This window comes from Shinella sp. H4-D48 (assembly GCF_022637395.1).
Taxonomy (GTDB): domain Bacteria; phylum Pseudomonadota; class Alphaproteobacteria; order Rhizobiales; family Rhizobiaceae; genus Shinella; species Shinella sedimenti.
Window position 1 is genome coordinate 2422960 of sequence record NZ_CP093337.1, and the last position, 17153, is coordinate 2440112.

General features: G+C 65.7%; 19 protein-coding genes. 5 read left to right on the forward strand and 14 right to left on the reverse strand.

The window, feature by feature from the left end:
• Window positions 1–12: 12 nt before the first annotated feature.
• The 7 genes from MNR02_RS11940 to MNR02_RS11970 all read right to left on the reverse strand — a co-directional run bounded on the left by MNR02_RS11940 (window position 13) and on the right by MNR02_RS11970 (window position 5919).
• A complete protein-coding gene (locus tag MNR02_RS11940; protein WP_241597225.1) occupies window positions 13–573 on the reverse strand; it encodes an HK97 family phage prohead protease in 561 nt (186 codons plus the stop codon).
• Between the two features lie 112 nt (window positions 574–685).
• Window positions 686–994: a DUF6107 family protein gene (locus tag MNR02_RS11945; RefSeq protein WP_241948866.1), complete on the reverse strand. Its 309-nt coding sequence runs from the start codon at window positions 992–994 to the stop codon at window positions 686–688.
• 257 nt (window positions 995–1251) lie between these two features.
• Window positions 1252–2406, reverse strand: a complete 1155-nt coding sequence (locus tag MNR02_RS11950) for a phage portal protein (RefSeq protein WP_241946928.1) — start codon at window positions 2404–2406, stop codon at window positions 1252–1254.
• 48 nt (window positions 2407–2454) lie between these two features.
• Window positions 2455–3066 carry a glycoside hydrolase family 19 protein gene (locus MNR02_RS11955; protein WP_241948867.1) on the reverse strand — a complete coding sequence of 204 codons (612 nt, stop codon included), beginning with the start codon at window positions 3064–3066 and terminating at the stop codon, window positions 2455–2457.
• A gap of 2 nt (window positions 3067–3068) precedes the next feature.
• Window positions 3069–4295 (reverse strand): DNA-packaging protein, encoded by a 1227-nt coding sequence (locus MNR02_RS11960; RefSeq protein ID WP_371746746.1) that lies wholly within the window; start codon window positions 4293–4295, stop codon window positions 3069–3071.
• Window positions 4296–4653: 358 nt separating this feature from the next.
• A complete protein-coding gene (locus tag MNR02_RS11965; RefSeq protein WP_241946930.1) occupies window positions 4654–5205 on the reverse strand; it encodes a hypothetical protein in 552 nt (183 codons plus the stop codon).
• A gap of 228 nt (window positions 5206–5433) precedes the next feature.
• Complete coding sequence (locus MNR02_RS11970; protein WP_241946931.1) at window positions 5434–5919, reverse strand: YcgN family cysteine cluster protein; 486 nt, start codon at window positions 5917–5919, stop codon at window positions 5434–5436.
• A gap of 175 nt (window positions 5920–6094) precedes the next feature.
• Here MNR02_RS11970 and MNR02_RS11975 point away from each other — a divergent pair, with 175 nt between their 5' ends.
• Genes MNR02_RS11975 through MNR02_RS11985 form a run of 3 tightly spaced genes read left to right on the forward strand, consistent with a single transcriptional unit; the run spans window position 6095 to window position 9445 of the window.
• Entirely contained in the window at window positions 6095–8278 is a 2184-nt protein-coding gene (locus MNR02_RS11975; protein ID WP_241946932.1) for a transglycosylase domain-containing protein, read from the forward strand.
• Window positions 8279–8307: 29 nt separating this feature from the next.
• A complete protein-coding gene (locus MNR02_RS11980; RefSeq protein WP_241597243.1) occupies window positions 8308–8901 on the forward strand; it encodes a DUF1214 domain-containing protein in 594 nt (197 codons plus the stop codon).
• Window positions 8894–9445 carry a DUF1254 domain-containing protein gene (locus MNR02_RS11985; protein ID WP_241946933.1) on the forward strand — a complete coding sequence of 184 codons (552 nt, stop codon included), beginning with the start codon at window positions 8894–8896 and terminating at the stop codon, window positions 9443–9445. Before MNR02_RS11980 ends, MNR02_RS11985 begins: the two co-directional genes overlap by 8 nt.
• A gap of 45 nt (window positions 9446–9490) precedes the next feature.
• Here MNR02_RS11985 and MNR02_RS11990 read toward each other — a convergent pair whose 3' ends face one another.
• On the reverse strand, window positions 9491–9679 hold the full coding sequence (locus MNR02_RS11990; protein ID WP_241946934.1) for a hypothetical protein: 189 nt from the start codon (window positions 9677–9679) through the stop codon (window positions 9491–9493).
• A 394-nt stretch (window positions 9680–10073) separates the two neighbouring features.
• Window positions 10074–10304, reverse strand: a complete 231-nt coding sequence (locus MNR02_RS11995) for a DUF4260 family protein (RefSeq protein WP_241597251.1) — start codon at window positions 10302–10304, stop codon at window positions 10074–10076.
• Window positions 10305–10679: 375 nt separating this feature from the next.
• Between MNR02_RS11995 and MNR02_RS12000 the strand changes: the two genes are divergently transcribed.
• Window positions 10680–11657, forward strand: coding sequence for a hypothetical protein (locus tag MNR02_RS12000; protein WP_241946935.1), 978 nt, complete (start codon window positions 10680–10682; stop codon window positions 11655–11657).
• Window positions 11658–11664: 7 nt separating this feature from the next.
• On the opposite strand, the gene MNR02_RS22925 is transcribed toward MNR02_RS12000, so the two are convergent.
• From MNR02_RS22925 to MNR02_RS12020, 5 genes are all read right to left on the reverse strand, one after another.
• Window positions 11665–11796: a hypothetical protein gene (locus tag MNR02_RS22925; protein WP_256464473.1), complete on the reverse strand. Its 132-nt coding sequence runs from the start codon at window positions 11794–11796 to the stop codon at window positions 11665–11667.
• Between the two features lie 95 nt (window positions 11797–11891).
• Complete coding sequence (locus MNR02_RS12005; protein ID WP_241597257.1) at window positions 11892–12263, reverse strand: DUF1491 family protein; 372 nt, start codon at window positions 12261–12263, stop codon at window positions 11892–11894.
• An 83-nt stretch (window positions 12264–12346) separates the two neighbouring features.
• A complete protein-coding gene (locus MNR02_RS12010; protein WP_241946936.1) occupies window positions 12347–13789 on the reverse strand; it encodes a methyl-accepting chemotaxis protein in 1443 nt (480 codons plus the stop codon).
• A 116-nt stretch (window positions 13790–13905) separates the two neighbouring features.
• Window positions 13906–14625 (reverse strand): peptidoglycan-binding domain-containing protein, encoded by a 720-nt coding sequence (locus MNR02_RS12015; RefSeq protein ID WP_241946937.1) that lies wholly within the window; start codon window positions 14623–14625, stop codon window positions 13906–13908.
• Entirely contained in the window at window positions 14597–16144 is a 1548-nt protein-coding gene (locus MNR02_RS12020) for a HAMP domain-containing sensor histidine kinase (protein ID WP_241946938.1), read from the reverse strand. The genes MNR02_RS12015 and MNR02_RS12020 overlap by 29 nt, the downstream gene beginning before the upstream one ends.
• Before the next feature lie 483 nt (window positions 16145–16627).
• Here MNR02_RS12020 and MNR02_RS12025 point away from each other — a divergent pair, with 483 nt between their 5' ends.
• A complete protein-coding gene (locus MNR02_RS12025) occupies window positions 16628–17047 on the forward strand; it encodes a DUF5330 domain-containing protein (RefSeq protein WP_241946939.1) in 420 nt (139 codons plus the stop codon).
• Window positions 17048–17153: the final 106 nt, after the last annotated feature.

Genomic DNA, 17153 nt, shown 5'->3' on the forward strand with positions numbered 1-17153 from the left:
GCTGTGCTCCTGTTAGCGTTGCATCATCATCCGGGCCGCCCGGCGCATGGTGCGCACGAGCTCCGTTTCCTTGTCGCGGAACCACCGCGCATTCTTCACGTTCGACACCCGCGCCGAAGGCAGCATGGGAAAGGTGACGATCGAGATTTCCCAGAGATCGGCCTCGAGGATGCGCCGCACGCCGCTCGAGCGGTCGGTCCTGGAACGCACTGTCTGGAAACCGATGGAAAGGCCGTCGAGCGCACCGGATTTCATGAGGTTCAGCACCTCGCGGGCCCGCGCCACGCCGGGCGACAGCACACCCTCGACATAGAGCCCGCGCTCGTCCTCGCGGATGGTGCGCCAGCGCCCGATGGGCTCGGCCGGATCGTGCTGGAAAAGCATGCGCACGCCAGACGCGCCGCGCCTGGTGAGCGATTGCACGAAGGCGCCGGGCGCGATCGCGTCCTTGCCCAGGTCCACCTCGCCGAACAGGCTGGCATAACCCGAAAACGCCCCGTCGCCGGAAACGCCGGCGAGCGTCAGATCGGCATACTTCTTCGTCCGCCAGACCGGCAGGTCGTCGGTTGTCATTGGTTGCTCCGATATGAAAGGAGGATTTGGAATTTGGCAGCAGCCAGCAGGGTCGCCACGCGAGCGTCCGATCCACGGCCTACTGCCTTGCCTACGGGCTATTTCCCACGCGCTACTGCTTCATCCGCTCCGCCGCGCGCGCCAGTACGCCCAGCCCCCACCAGGCCGAGAGGCTCGCCGCGGCCGACCCGGTCAGCAGCACTTCCACCGGCCCTAGATAGCTTGCGATGCCCAGGCGGACGGCAATCCACAGCCCGGCCGGCCCGCCGAAGACGAGCCCGCAGGCAAGGCCGGTGAAGAACCGGCACGCCGCCTCGCGACGGCTTTTGGGCAGCAGGTAGATCAACGAGACGGCGGCTCCCGCCGACGCCCCGACCAGACGGGCCGTCCACAGCCCGCTATCGTTTCCGAAGTCAGCCATTGTTAAGCCTTTCAGATTATTATGAAAATCCAGAAGCATCGGCCAAATGGCCGAGGACACGCCGGCTTCTCTGCGGCGGGCGCGGCAAACGCTGAGTCTTTTGAATCCCTTGGCGCGCTTTCCTCGTAGTCCGATTCAACGCGTTCAGATGTTGAATCCGGAAGGCGGCAAAACGATTCAGCTCCCCCGGGCAACGATCTGTTTCTCTGACGTTTTCGGGAGATGTCCGGCAGGACAGAGGGGGATGCACCGCACCTTCAATACCCTACCGCCCGCCGCTTCTCCTCGTCCGTCAGGAAACCGGCCGCCCCCACCCGCGCCCAGAGTTCGGAACGTTCCGCGGCAAGGCCGCTCACCTGGTCGAGGTCCGGCACCAGCCGCAGCGCGGCCTCGCCTTCCTCGGAGAACCAGTTGGCGAAGGCTGCGGCTGTGCGGCTCACCAGCGGCAGCACCGTCAGCCGCCAGAAGGCGCGGTTGGCCTCTTGGTAGTTGGCATAGGTCGCGTCGCCGGGCACACCGATCAGCATGGGCGGCACGCCGAAGGCGAGCGCGATGTCGCGCGCCGCGCCGTTCTTGGCCTCCACGAAATCCATCTCGCGCGGCGAAAGCCCCATCGCCTTCCAGTCCAGCCCGCCTTCCAGCAACATCGGCCTGCCGGCACGCGCCGCGCCCGAATAGCCGTCCTCCAGTTCGCTCTTCAGCCGTGAATACTGGTCGGGCGAAAGATTGCCCCCCTCCTTCGGCTGGTAGACGAGTGCGCCGGAGGGACGCGCCGAATTGTCGAGCAGCGCCTTGTTCCAGATCGCCGCGGCATTGGAGAGGTCGAGCGCCATGGAGGCGGCCTCGAGCGGCGCGAAGCCGAGCTGGTCGTCGAGCGGGTGAAACAGCCGCAGATGCAGGATCGCCTGCCCCTCGCCTGCGGCCCCGTCGCCCGCGCGGTGGCGGCGCACATGGTTGCCTGTGCGGTATTCGTAGGCCTCAGGCCAGCCGTCCCGTCCCTCGACGATGCGCACCCGGTCGGGCCGCAGCAGGTGCAGTTCGCGCAAGTCCTCGCCCACCCGCACGCCCTCGACGAAGGCATTGCCGGCAAGCAGCAGGTGCCCGTAAAGCGTCTCGAAGAAATCCGTGCCCGCCATGCGCCCATTCGGGCGGGAAAGCAGCGTAAGACGCGCATCGCCGGGCCGCTCGCTCTCGCCCTCATAGGCGAGCCAGGGCACCGAGGCGGCGGCCTCCGCGATCATCCGCACCGCGCGGTGCGCGATCGGGTTCTTCATGAAGCCTTCGCGCGACAGCGAGGCATAGGACCGGCTCGACCAGTGCGCCCGCCCCTCGGCCGTCAGCGTGAAGAAGCCCGACGCCTTGGTTTCCGCCGGCGCCGCGCGCCGTCGGGAGAAAATGGATGGCAGTTTCATGATGCCCTCGGTTCGTTGCAAAATGCGGTTGGTTCGGCGGAAGCGCCCCTACCCGCCCAGCGCGGTGAAAAACGCCCGCCCATACCCCGCCACGCGCTCGGCGCGGTCCAGTCCGTTGATGATGCGCCGCGCGCCGATCCAGTCGGCACGGCCGGGTGAAAAGCAATCAGCCAGCCGCCGGCCGGTGAAGGCCCCACGCAGCATGCCGACGACGAGGATTTCCACCGACACCGCCATCTCCATCGCCCGCTCGGGGCGCTGCACGAGATCGACGCCGATCAGCGATGACAGCCGCTCGTAGTTGCGCCGGTGCGTGATCTGGACCAGCCCGCGCCCGAGCCAGGTCTTCCCGTCGGCGTCGCGTCGCCAGTAGGGCGCGGAGACCTGCGGCAGGCGCCCCTCGGCAAAGGCCCGGTCGAGGCGAGCGATCGCGGTGTCGTCGGTCGCGGCGAAGGTCTCGCGCACCGGCTGCATGCGCCCACCCGTCTCGTGATGCGCCGTCGCCAGCATATAGGCGAGGAAGCGCCGGCCGCCCGTCTCGCCGCCCGCCTCGAAGCGGTCGATGAGCGCGCTCATGCCGGCGACCTGCGCCCGCGCCAGCCGCCCGCCATAGAGCGGCCCGCGCACGCCGTCGAAGAAGCCCTTGCGATCGATTGCCATCGTCATATCCCCCGCACGCGCGGTTCGCCCTGCCGGTCGAGCACCAGCGCCGTCAACGCCCAGACGAGCGCATCGAGCCGGTCAGGCGAGCGGCCGGAAGACAACCCGTCCGGGCCGAAATCGCACATCTGGTCCTCCAGTTCGGCAACGGCCGCCGCATGGGCCACCCGGCCCTGTTCGTAGAGGGCGGCCACCGGTTCGGCGCGCAGGAATTTTCCGCGCGTCGCCCGGACCGTCGAAACCGGCAGATCGGCGTCGACGCTGCGCAGCATCGCCGTCACCATGTCGCCGCCCTGGTTGACTTCCGCCACCACCCGGTCGGCATCGAAGCGCCGGAAGGCGCGCACCACAGCACTGGCCCAGCCCGCCGGGCTTGCGCCCGTTACCGAGCAGTCGGCCAGCACGACGGCACGCCCGGTCTGGTCGAGCCCGGCCACGACGATGCCGCAGACCGAGGCCGCGGAGGCCGTCGCCGGCGGATCGACCGCCACGACGATGCGCGACAGCGGCCCGGGACTGCGAAGGCGGATCGCCTCCAGCCGCGGCCGGCTCCACAGCGCATCCTCGCGGTCGGCGATCAGCTCGCCGTCCAGCTCCTGCCGGCCGAGCCGCGTGCCGCCGTAACGGTCGGCCATGGCACGCAGGAAGCCCGGAGACAGGTTGTCGATATTGTCGTCGGTGCGGATGCGCTGCACGGCCGTCGCCGGATCGCTCGCAAGCGCCCTCAACAGCGGCACCGGCCGCGGCGTCGTCGTCACCAGAACGCGCGGATCCTCGCCGAGACGCAGGCCGAATTGCAGCATGTCCCAGGTCTCCTGCGCATGTTTCCACTTGCCGAGCTCGTCGCACCAGGCGAAATGAAACTGCGGCCCGCGCAGGCTTTCCGGGTCTTCGGACGAGAAGATCTGCCCGATCGAACCGTTCGGCCAGACGAGCCGCCGGCGCGATGCCTCGAAATCCGGCCTGTTGCGGCCCGCGATCCTGCAGAGGCCGGAGACGCCGTCGATCATCACTTCACGCGCGTCGCCCAGCGTTTCAGCCACCAACGCAATGCGGATGCCGGCCAATTTGAGGGCGATCTCCTGCACCCACTCCGCCCCGGCCCGCGTCTTGCCGGAGCCGCGACCACCCATCAGCAGCCACACCCGCCAGTCGCCTTTCGGCGGCATCTGCGCCAGCCGCGCTTTGCAGTGCCAGTGGCCGATCTGCCGTCGATTGCTCAGAACGATCCGCTTTGTGGCAGACGAAAGCGCTTCCGACGTGCCCGTCGTTCCGCTGTCGGGATTGTCTTTCCGCAAACAGGGAGAAGGAAGAGATGCCGGGCTTTCTTCACCAGGGGTCGTTGCTGGAGAATAAAACACGCCCTCCAGCCCCTTCTCCCCGCCCGCGGGAAGAGGGTCCCGGCAGGGGGGTGAGGGGCAATCGTCGCTATCCGCGCCGCGCCGCGCCAGCCCCGCCTCGAGCGTATCGGCCCCATTCCGCAAGGCCGCCAGCCCACGATTTTCCTCGATCATCGTCAAGCCCGTGGCCGCCGCCCTCAAATTTCCGTCCGACTTCTTTCCGATCGCCCGGCAGGCGCGCCGCTCCTTACGGCCCGCTTTCCATTCCCGCGGCAGCATCGCCGCCAGCCCGGATTTCGCGCATCCATTCGCTTTTGGCGGCATCCATCCGCTCCTTTACGCGCACCTCAACAAGCCGGTCGAACTCCTCGATCAGCGCCGCCTCGTTCTCGTCGTCACCGTCAGCCGCTGCGGCCTCAGCCCGTTCATTGATCAGCGTGCGCTGCAGGCTGTCGATCTTCTCCAGCGTGCGAACGATGAGCGACACGGCCTCGATGGCCGCCTTGGCATCGGTCTGGGCGACCTTGCGCGCTGCGTCGTCCACGGCTGCGTCCGCATCCTGCTCGGCCAGAACCTTCTGGCTCTGGAACCGCTGGAAGCGCTCACGCAGTTCCTTCGTCATTTCGAGAAGCATCGCCTGCATGTCGAGAAAGGGGTCGCCCGGCGCGTCGGCCTTGGTGTCGAGCAGCGGGGCCGCTCCACCGTAGAGAATGGCCCGACGCGCGCCGAGTCCATCATAAACCGCCATGTCAGGCGAAATGCCGAAAAGGTCGAGATCGATCGTCGAAAACTGGTCCATCGCACACCCGAAAACGAAAAGGCGCCCGGTCCATAGGAACGAGCGCCTAACAAAATTTTCTCAAGCCGGCTGCGGGCGGATGCCGCCGAAGCCATAAAGCCTCCGGAAAGCTCGGCGATCCATCCGCCCGCACCTTTCCGACTATGCCATAAACCTATCAAACGACCGTCACGCCGTCAAGGACTATTTTCCTATTATTTCGATTTTTCGCGTAAACGCCTGGCAGCGCTACGTCTTCTCGCCCACTTCCAGCGGCCACGTCACGAGGTAATCCTCGTAGTCGTCGATATCGATGCCATCCTCGCTCATCGTGCGGCCGCGCGCCGAAATGCCGGCCTGGTGCACGGTGTCGGGGTCGCCGGAGACCAGCGGATGCCACCAGTAGAGGTCGAGGCCGTCACGCACGAGGCGATAGCCGCAGGTCGGCGGCAGCCATGGGATTTCCGACACGCTTTCCACCGTCAGGCGGATGCAGTCCGGCACGGTCGCCTGCCGGTTCTCGTAATCCGAGCAGCGACAGCTCTCGCCGTCCAGCAGCGTGCAGCGGATCGAGGTCCAGACGATCTCGCCGGTCTCCCAGTCCTCCAGCTTGTTGAGGCAACAGAGCCCGCAGCCGTCGCACAGGCTTTCCCATTCCGCGTCGTTCATCTCGGCGAGCGTCTTGGTCTTCCAGAACGGCAGGTCCTGCGGGGTTTCGGTCATCGGCTTGGTCATGCGCGACCCCTGAACCCCTCGGCCGCAAAGGTCAAGAGGCGTGCGCGCTAACCTTCATGCGGAAATTCCGTTCTTTGCCTTGGAAAAGACTGGTATCGTGCAAGAATAAACCGGTGGTCACAGGACGTTAACCGGATGCGGGCAGGCTGCGGCCGCCTCCGACAAGGTAAGAGACGTGGAAGACGACAGCCCTAAGCCCGAACAACCCCGCCGCCGCAAGCGGCATGTCCTGCTGCGGCTGGATTCGTGGATAGATTCCACGGTCTGGAACGCCGGGTTCCGGCTCGGCGAGATCTGGGAAGAGATCACCATCTTCTCCCGCCGCTTTCATGTGCGCGGCTGGAAGAAGGCGGTTTTCGAGCTGGCTGGCGAAGGCATGAACCTCGGCACGGCCGGCTTCGTGCTGCTTCTGGCGCTCGCCCTTCCCGCCTTCGAGGAGACCAAGGGCAACTGGCGCGCCCAGAGCGATTTCGCCGTCACTTTCCTTGATCGCTACGGCAACGAGATCGGCCATCGCGGCATCATCCATGAGGATTCGGTGCCGATCGACGAGCTGCCCGACCACCTCATCAAGGCGGTTCTGGCGACAGAGGACCGCCGCTTCTTCAGCCATTTCGGCATCGACTTTCTCGGCCTTGCCCGCGCGCTCAACGAGAATGCCCGCGCCGGCGGAGTCGTGCAGGGCGGCTCAACGCTTACCCAGCAGCTGGCCAAGAACCTCTTCCTCACCAACGAGCGGACTCTGGAGCGCAAGATCAAGGAAGCCTTCCTGTCCCTCTGGCTGGAGGCCAATCTTTCCAAGAAGGAGATCCTGCGGCTTTATCTCGACCGTGCCTATATGGGCGGCGGCACCTTCGGCGCGGCGGCGGCGGCGCAGTTCTATTTCGGCAAGAACATCACGGATGTGAACCTTGCCGAATCCGCCATGCTGGCGGGCCTGTTCAAGGCGCCGGCGCGCTATGCGCCGCATGTCAACCTGCCGGCGGCGCGCGGCCGCGCCAACGAGGTGCTGACCAATCTCGTGCAGGGCGGGCTGATGACCGAGGGCCAGGTGATCGCCGCGCGGCGCAATCCCGCCACCGTCATCGACCGCAAGGACAAGACGGCGCCGGATTTCTTCCTCGACTGGGCCTTCGACGAGGTGCAGCGCATCGCCAAGCCCTTCGCCCAGCATTCGCTGGTCGTGCGCACCACCATCGACATGGGTTTGCAGGCCGCCGCGGAAGAGGCGGTGGAGAGCGGCCTTCGCCAGTATGGCGACAGCTACCGCGTCAAGCAGGGCGCGTTGGTCATGGTGGAGAACGGCGGCGCGGTGCGCGCCATGGTCGGCGGGCGCGATTACGGCGAAAGCCAGTTCAACCGCGCGACCCGGGCGTTGCGCCAGCCGGGCTCGTCCTTCAAGGCCTATACCTATGCCGCCGCCATGGAGGCCGGCATGACGCCCGAGACGACCATCGTCGATGGGCCGATCAGCTGGGGCGGCTGGTCGCCGCAGAACTACGGCCGCAGCTATGCCGGCCGCGTCACGCTGATGACGGCAATGGCCAAGTCCATCAATACCGTCCCGGTCCGCCTCGCCAAGGACAAGCTCGGCACCAAGCGCATCGCCGAACTTGCCAAGGAAATGGGCGTGGAGACGCCGCTGCGCACCGACAAGACCATGCCGCTCGGCACCACCGAGGTCACGGTGCTCGATCAGGCGACGGCCTATGCCGTCTTCCCGGCCGGCGGCCGGCAGGCGCGCCGCCATGGCATCAGCCAGATCATCAATTACGACGGCGACATCCTCTATGATTTCGGCCGTGACGAGCTGCCCGCCCGGCAGATCCTGTCGGATCAGGCGACATCCTCGATGAACCGCATCTTCGTCACCATTCCCGTCAGCGGCACTGCGCGGCGCGGCGCGCTCGACCGCGGCATCGTGTCGGGTGGCAAGACGGGTACGACACAGGCCTATCGCGACGCTTGGTATGTCGGCTTCACCGGCAACTACACGACGGCCGTCTGGTTCGGCAACGACGACTATACGTCGACCAACAACATGACCGGCGGCTCCCTGCCCGCCATGACCTTCAAGCGCCTGATGGACTATGCCCACCAGGGCATCGAGTTGCGCGCCATTCCAGGCATCGAAAATCCGCTGCCGGATGGCAAGCAGGCCACGGAGGTCGCGCAGACCAATCCCGACGAGAGTGCCCTGCCCGCCCTCGTTCGCCCGCGTTCGCTGTCCACGGATGTCACGAAACTCCTCAAAGACGTCGCCCGCCAGTTCACCGAGGCCAAGCCCCTCAAGCCGGATGGCCGCGTGGCCGCGCTCGACGATACGCTTGACCTGCCTAGAGCGAACCGGACAGAGTAACCCGCAGCTGATTCCAACGGTCGATCGTCTTGTTCCGCACACCCCTCGTCATCGCCACAGCGCTCGCCGTCGCCTTCGGGTTCGGCATCCTGAGCTCGATCTACGCGCTGCGCGCGACGGTCGGCTTCGGCGCGATCGCGCTTGGACCGTGGACGGCCTTTCCCAATGCCCAGACGATCGATGCCGATCCCTATGCCAAGGCGCACCGCGCGCGTGATGGCAAGCTCCTGCTCGGCAGCGCCGAGGGCCTGACCTTCACCGCCGCGCGCGACAGCGAGAAGCGCACGCTGGTGGAAAACTGCCGTTACGAGATAGCGGGCCTGACGCCGCCTGCACGGCTGTGGACGCTGCATGCCGCCGACAGCGCGGGCAATCCGCTCGAAGGCACCGGAAATGGTCTGCCGACCGGCGTCAACGCCTGGTCCGTGCTGCGCGGTGCCGACAGCGCCTTTTCCATCCGCATCTCGTCCTCGGCGTCTGCGGGCAACTGGCTGGCCATTCCGGAAGGGCGCGCGCCCTTCCTGCTCGTCATGACGCTGCTCGACACGCCCACCGCCGGCAGTTCCGGGGTGATCGACCTCGCCATGCCCGCCATCAACCGGCTGGACTGCGCGGATGCGTAGCTTTCTCTATGCCATCGTGATCGGGCTGGTCGGGGCCGCCCTGTTGCACATCGTCATCATCCTGTCGCTGCCGAGCTTCACCGGGCGCGATGCCTATACCCGCGTTCAGGCCTTCGACGAGCCCAACCGCTTCTTCCCGCTGGCCAGCAGCGGCAACACGCTGCTGCCGATCAACGACGACCCGTCCATGCTGACGGCGGTCTGCGCGTTTTCGGTGGAGAACGGCCCGGTCCGCCTCTTCGCGGAAGGCGATGTGCCCTTCTGGTCGCTCGCCGTCTATGACAGTGCCTCCAACGAGGTGTTCAGCATGAACGACCGCACCTCTGTCGGCGGCGCGCTCGATACGCTGGTCGCAACACCCGTCCAGCTGATCGCGATCCGCAAGGCGGTGCCGCAGGAGCTGGAACAGTCCATTCTGGTGGAGATGCGGGGAGAGGAAGGCTATGCGGTGCTGCGGACATTCGTGCCGACCCGCAGCCGTCAGGAAGAGGCCGCCGCCTTTCTGGCGGGCGCAAGCTGCGAGCCGTTCACGGCCGACCGCTAGGGACGCGCGCTTCCGGCGCACGTACCGTTCGGCGCGTGACGCGCTCTAGGTCCGACGGGCCGTGTCGGGACCGCCGTGTTTTGCCGTCTTGCCGCGCGGCGCGGGCAAAACAGGGGTAAGGCGCTCATAGCGCACACCCGTGAAGAGAAGAACCTGTGCCGGTTCCGCCGGCCGGACATGATCGCGTCTTGGCGTCCGTCCTGCCCATTCCGTCAATCGTACCACGTCTGCCATTCTCGCCTCCATAAGAAGAATCGAGACGGATGAAGTACTCTACAATCTCACCCTGCCCGTTTTTCGAGCCGGTGCATCCGGTCCGTCCTCCGGATGCGACATGAGCCTGCTATCGAGCCTGTCGCATACGGGTAGAAAACGGCGATACGGGACCAGAAGTTTTCCCATCACGGGAATGTGTCTGGCGACCGACCGGAAACCGGAACATCGCACCTTTCCCACGCACGGCAGCGCATCCCGAGGGATCACCACCATCACCATGGCCGGAACCTACCACATCCCCTGCGGGAGACGAACCGAACCACATCCTCAAAACTAACGACAGTCTGGTTAACACGCTGTTAACACTACCGTGATCACGGCATTATGGCAGTTACCGTGGTTACAGGCGCATTCAGCGACGGCGGCCGATGGGGCCGAGATGGGTTTCATTGAAGGCCGAGACGGACTTCAAGCCATAGCCAAGCGCCCGGTCGATCCCGATATGGGCGGCCCATATGCAGGCGACGGGAAGCAGAAGCGGCCAGACTAAGCCGAGCGCCGCAAGGCCCGCGGCGAAAATATAGCTGTGCACCATATTGTAGCTCACCGCGCCCGCCGTGGGGCCGAAGGCATAGCCGACCATCGAAAGATCCGACGCCAGGATAAGAAGCGCCAGCAGCCCCCACCCGTCATGTCAACGTTCAGCGCCGGTTGCGATGTGTTGCGCCGGCGGATGGATGCCGGAACTATCGGGCACACTCTTGCGCCGGGCATACCCTCCGCCCCGATTGTGCACAGGTGAGGACGCTGCCTTTACCGTCCGTTAATCATGAAGGACCTACAGTAAGCGGGAGCGGCGAATGCCGTTCGCAGGAGAGCTATTTTCGGAAAGTCTATTGTTTTTCAAACGATTGCGCCAAATGCACATCGCGGCAACAGACAGACCTCTTTCCTTCGGTTTTCGTGAATGACGGTATGACCGGCCAGGGGCTGCCGGTCCGGGGATGACAGGTGTTTCGTGGCGGACAGGTTTCGCGAACTGGAGAGACCGCAGGCGGGGCGGCCGAAGGACATCGTTCTGATGGCCACGGTCTCCAGCTTCGAAAGCCTGCGCTTTCCGTCGAAATCGGACCTGCGCCAGTTCGGTGAGCTTTTCCAGCCGCTCTATATAGCTTCTTCCGACGAGGCCCGGCGCCAGGCGGTGGCGGCGCTGTCGCGCTGCCCGCAGATCCCCGAGGAAACCGCCCTCTTCATCGCCCGCCAGCCCATTGCCATTGCCGCGATCTTCCTCATGGGCGCGAAGACGCTCAACGATGCGACGATCAAGCACATCCTGCGCATCGCCGGTCCCGAACATGCGCGCGCCATCGGGCGGCGCGATAATCTTTCTCCCGCCATCATCGAGGCGCTGGTCGGCACCCATCAGCAACATGCCAGCCGCCGCACCGGCAAGGACCGCGACGCCGCGCTGGAAGAAGCCGCACGGCTCGACCGCGAGGAAAAGATGCGCGACGAGCTGCGCGCCCTCGTGCGGGCCGCGACACCCGCCGTCGAGGCACCGATCCGCGTCTTTCCGGCGTCCGAGATTCACCAGTCGCTGTTCGTGCGCTTCGCGCGCACCGGCGATGTCGGCATGATCGCCGTGACGCTCGCCGACGCGCTGTCGTCCAGCCAGTGGCTGTCCGAGCGCATCCTGCTCGACGTGTCCGGGCGGCAGCTTGCCGAAACATTGCTGGCGCTTCGCGTGCCAGAAGCCGACAGCCTCTTCGTGCTGTCAACGCTCTATCCGCACCTGGCCGATGGCGGGGCCGACACCCTGCTCGCCTCGCTAGATGCCGCCGAGGCGGTGCGACGCATCGAAAGCTGGCAGCGGGCGGACAGCTACACGAATGGTGATGGCCTTCCGGCGGCCGCCAATACCGATGACATGGAGGTGAAGGGGCTGGATAACCACGGCAAATCCTCTCAGACGGGACGGCAACGCCCCGCTGTTTGACAGCTTCTCAGAAAAGTCCGCGTTTTCCCGGTGTGCGAATTGCCGCTGCGTCATCCCGCCCGGCGGAAAGCGCCGCAACCATCGTCACGAAGAACATGACCGAAATCAGCAGTGCAAGAGCGGGCAGCACGATGAACATGGGGTCCTCCAGGGTGAGCCACCGGCCCATGCCGGCGTGACCCTGTTTTCCCATGGCGGCCGGTTCGCCGCTGTTTCCTTTGGAACAGGCGCAGCCTAACGCCGGAAGAAACCGTCGTCCTTCGGGCTGTCTTCCGCAAAATCGATCAGGCCCGCGAGATCGTCCGTCTCCACGGACACCACCCACAGATCGCTGTCGAAGCGCCGTTCCCGGTCGACCGCCTCGGCGACCGCATGGGCCGCCACGCGCTCCAGCCGCGTCTCGAACAGGCGCGTGTCGCTTTCTTCGCTGTCGAAGAAGCTCTGCGGCGCCGGCGCGTGCAGACTCTCGGTGCCGTCGCGAAACATCTGCCGCACGAAGACCGCGCCTGCCGCCTCAGCGCCCTTTACCTCCACAGCAGCGAAATCCCCGCGGGCGAAGACCCGGCGCATCAGGGCGGAAACGAAGATGTCGGTGCGAACGCGCATCACGGCGGCATACACGGCGCGGTGAGGTGGAGCAAGGTGCCCCTCACCCCACGTCAGCCGTAAAGCCGGGTCCCGCGGCCCCGCTACACCCGAATCGCCAGCCGCAGACCGCCCCAATGGCGACCGTCGACGGTGATGGGCGCGGAAATGTCCTTCATCAGCACATATTGTCCGCCGCCCATGTCGCGGCGGTAGGTCTGGACGAGGAAGGGCTCGGTGTTGCGGCCGGCCGAAAGGCCGACGCGGTCGTTGAAGATGCGCCTGTTGCGGCAGTTGGCGGTGTTCCAGGCCGGATCGTCCGGCCGCTGCGGCGCGGAGAAGGCGCGGTTGTGGGTGGGCAGGTAACCGTTCTCGTCCACCGCCGCGCAGAAGGCGACGCGCGCATCTGCGGCCACGACCGGCTCCTGGATCGCCGGCAGCACCCTATCGGTAAAGTCCGTGAAGGCGGTCATCATCTGCACGGGGTCGGTGCCGGGGATGGGCCGGTACTGACGGTCGAACAGCGCCGCAAGGCCGATTTCGCCCTGGCGCACGGCGGCGGTGAAGCGGCCGGAGACCTCGTCGGCCAGCTGCTGCACGAGGCGGATATAGGGACTGTCGGGCGTATCGATGCCCGCCCGCGCCGTCGCCTGGATGATGCGTTCGGAAATCGTCACCACCTCGCCCACCTTGGCGGACGCGCCCTGCAGGACCTCGTTGGTGCGGATGATATCCGTGGAGGCGGCGCCGATGGCACGCGCGAACTCGCTGCATTCCCGGTCCACCGCGCCGGCGGTCGCGGCCAGCGACGAGGCGCTGTCGAGGATCTTCGACATGACCTGCTCGACACCCGAAAACGATCCCTGCACCTCGGCGGCCGTCGTCTTCACATCCTCGGCGGAAACACGCGCCTCCTCGCCCGCCGCCTCCAGCTTGTCGATGCGGGCGCGCAAGGCCTGCAAGGTCTTCTGGATCGATGCGGTGGTCTCGGAGGTCTGGAGCGACAGCGTACGCACCTCGGCGGCCACCACGGCGAAGCCCTTGCCGGCATCGCCGGCACGGGCTGCCTCGATGGCTGCGTTGAGGGCCAGAAGGTTCGTCTGGCGCGCGATGGTGCCGATGGCGTCCGCCAGCCGTCCCACATCGGCCAGTGCGCCGGAAAAGGCGGAGATTTCCGTGCCGATCTCGTGGGAGGCGGTCACCATGTGGTCGATGGCGGCAATCGAGCCGTCGAGCTGCGCCGCCTGCTCGCCCAGAACCGTGCGCGCACTGCCGGCCAGCGCGTCGGTCTCGCCGAGGGCGCGGGCGATATCGCCATTGGTGCCGGCAATCGCCGTAGCCGACTGGTTAAGACGGGTGAAGAGTGCGGCATGCTCGCGCGATTGAGCGGCGGTGTCCTGAATGGAACCGGCAATGTCGACGAGATGCATGCCGAGGTCTGACGCCTCGCCCGCCAACGCCCCGATGACCCGGCGCAGCGCGGCCGCATCTGCCGGCGTTTCCTCTTCAAAGAGCTGCGTCTCTTCGCGCAAGGCGGCATTGGACATGGTTCGGCTATCCTCCCGATGATCGCGCAATCATCCGGGGATAGGGTTAACGCTTCCTTTAAGACAACCTGGCGTGGCAGGACATTGTAGGCTTAAGACTTTCGTCTAATCCGCCCTCAGAGCGCGCCGATATCCTTGAGCTTGGCGAGCACCTGCTCGTTGGGCTCGCCCGTCACGGGCAGGCGATAGTGCTTTTCGAAATGTCGGATGGCGGTGCGCGTCTTCTCGCCGATCAGCCCGTCCACGGCGATATCGGCATAGGCGATGTTGCTCAGCCCCTTCTGGATCTTCATGACGAGTTCGCTCGGAACGGGCTTCGCCACAGCCGAGGTCACGCCCGGATCGGCCTCGGCGCGCAGGATCGCGGCAGCAACCGGATCGGCCTCGTCCTTTGCGGCGGGCACGTCGGCGGAGCTCTTCTCCACCAGTGCGGCGACCTCATCGAACGGACGCTCGGCGGGTGTGACACCGGTCACTTCGGGCAGATCGCCCTCCTCCCCCTCGCGCTCGATGACGAAGGTCGTGACGTCCTTCGGCCCCGGCTGCGTGGCGGTGAAGCCCAGCGAATTGTCGGCGGATCGGGTTTTCAGGAACGGCGACGGATGACCGCCCGGCTGATACCACAGCGCATTGGCCGCAACGAAGGAGAAGACGACGATGAAGGCGGCTATGCCGCCTACGGTGGCGGGATGGCGCGCGACGAGGCCGCCCAGCGCCGAGAGCGCGGTGAGCGCGACATTCGGCCGGCGCTGCGGCTGGTTGCGTCCGCCGGACCGGCCCTTGCGGGCCTGGCCCTTCGGCCCCCGCTCAGGCTGTCTTCTGACGTGCGCGTTCATCTTGCGTGTCCTTGCCATCGTTCGACGGCTCGTAAACGGTCTCTTTGTCGCTCGCAAGGCGGGGCGGGAAATCGACGGTGGACGATGCCGTCCGGCCGTTCGTGTCGCTCACGACGCCCGAACCATCGGCCGCGATGCGAACGGTGATGACGGTGCCTTCGCCCGGCTGGCTCTGGATCGTCAGGCTGCCGCCATGCAGGGCGACGAGCCCCTTGACCAGCGACAGGCCGAGCCCGGTGCCTTCGTATTTGCGGGTATATTCGTTTTCGACCTGCATGAAGGGCTGGCCGATCAGCGCGAGCTTGTCGGCGGGAATGCCGATGCCGGTGTCGCTGACGACGAGCAGCAGGTCCTTGCCCTCGCGCGCCGCATCGATGGTGACGATGCCGCCGCGGTCGGTGAACTTGATGGCGTTGCCGACGAGATTGATGAGGATTTGCTGGATCGCCCGCTGGTCGGCCACGGCCTCGCCGACGGCGCGCGGCACGCGGCTCGTCAGCTGGATCCCCTTGTCGCGTGCCTGGAGGCCGAGCATCTGCTCGCAGGCCTTCACGCTTTCGGCGACACGGAAAGGCTCGGTCAGAAGCTCATAGCGGCCGGCCTCGATCTTCGAGACATCAAGCATGGTGTTGACCACCGACAGCAGGTGCGATCCCGACTGATGGATGAGCGCGACATATTCGCGCTGACGGTCGTTCTCCAGCTTGCCGAAGTACTCGCCCGACAGCACGTCGGAGAAGCCGAGAATGGCGTTGAGCGGCGTGCGCAGCTCGTGGCTGACGGCCGCAAGGAAGCGGGTCTTGGCGTCGTTGGCCGATTCGGCGTCGGCCGCGCGGCGCACGTTCTCGCCCTTCAGCCGGGCTTCGGCGGAAATGTCGTGCGACTGGGCGATAACGTTGATCAGCGCGCCGTCGGGGCCGGCAAGCGCCGTCATCTCCACGCGCATGTGCGTGAACTGCTCGGCATCGGCCCCAAGGCTCGGCCGGTCGATGCGGATATCCACGGTCTCGCGCGTACCGCCCTGGCGCAGGCGGTCGATGGCGGCGAGGAAGCCGATTCTATCGGACACGTGGATCTGGTCGAGATAGCCGCGGCCGATGGGGTCGCGCATCCAGGCCAGCACATCGGCCTTGTCGCGGCCATGCACGGCGGTCACGAAACCACGCGCATCATGCAGCGTCACCAGGCCGGCGAAGAGATCGTAGGGCGAGACGGCCGGCGGTGCCGTAACGTCCAGTTCTTCGGAAAAGGTGCGCACGGGTGCAGGCGCGGGCTTGCGCACGGCACTGGCGGCCGTTGCCAGCAGCGCACCGGCTCCGGCCACCGCCACACCAGCCGGAAGGGCGGCGGAGGCGGGCATGACGGCCGACAGCACGAGCGGCAGTCCGGGCACCGCAGCCAGAAGGGCGAGCGTGGTCGCGCGAAGCGCGGCGGAGGGGCGCGCATCGGCCGTGTCAGCACCAGCAACGCCGGCGACGGCGCCCAGACGGGCGGCCATTCTGTCAGCGATGTTGTTCATGTGGCGCAACGCAAAACCCTGCCGTTTATGTACTTTTTATGTGAGCCCAAAATCGCACCGGCGACTTAAGGAAAGAATAAACGCGGGGGACCGGAAGGGGTCGAAAAAGGCCGAAAAATCCCATTTCGGGGCAATCCAACGGCCATTCGTCCGGCGTGGTTAACGGGGCGTAAGCGCCTCATTTTGCGGCATTTTTCTGTTCATATTAACTTCTGGGGCAAAGCCGGCCCATGGTGTCCTCCGGCATTCCGGGCGCTCGTGCCTGTGGAGGACGCCATCATCCTTAACGGGGAATGCTAAAATCTGCCTCAAATGCCCGTGAAGATCGGATTCGTTCGAATTTTAATCAAAACTGGGCAAAATCCGAATGATTCTTGCAAAGGGGAATTTCCTTCCGGGCCCTATTCTCGCATCAACGGTTCGCCAAGGACCAATCAAGCCGAAGGCCGCAAAGAGCCGAGGCCTTAACGAGGATGGCAAGCGATGTGGTTTCTGATCAAGGGAACGTTCTGGTTCTCAATGGTTCTGGTCCTGCTCCCGTTTCTGAGCCCTGAATCGGCGACGAAGCTGGAAAACGGACCGACCGTGCAGATCGGCGATACCTTCACCGCCGCCACGGAAGCCGTTCACTACCTGACGGCGCTGTGCCTGGAAAAACCCGATGTCTGCGAGAAGGGCAGCGAAACCTTTGTTGCGCTGGGCCACCGGGCCCGCGAGGGTGCCCGCATCGCCTACCAGTTCCTCGACACCCAGTTCGCCGAAGACGAGGCCGCCCAGACCGCCCATTCGAAAAAGGAAGCGCTGAACCAGCCGCTTCCGGCCGTCGCCACCATCAATGCCGAGGACGAGGTCATCACCGGCACCGTCGCCATCCCGACCCGCCGTCCCGATCGCAAGAGCTGAGCCTCTTTCACGTTTTACTGCCTGCCTGACTCGTTGCACTGCAACCGCCGCACGGACCCGTTCCCTGCGGCGTTTCTTTTTTCATACGGTCCATGACGGCGGTTTT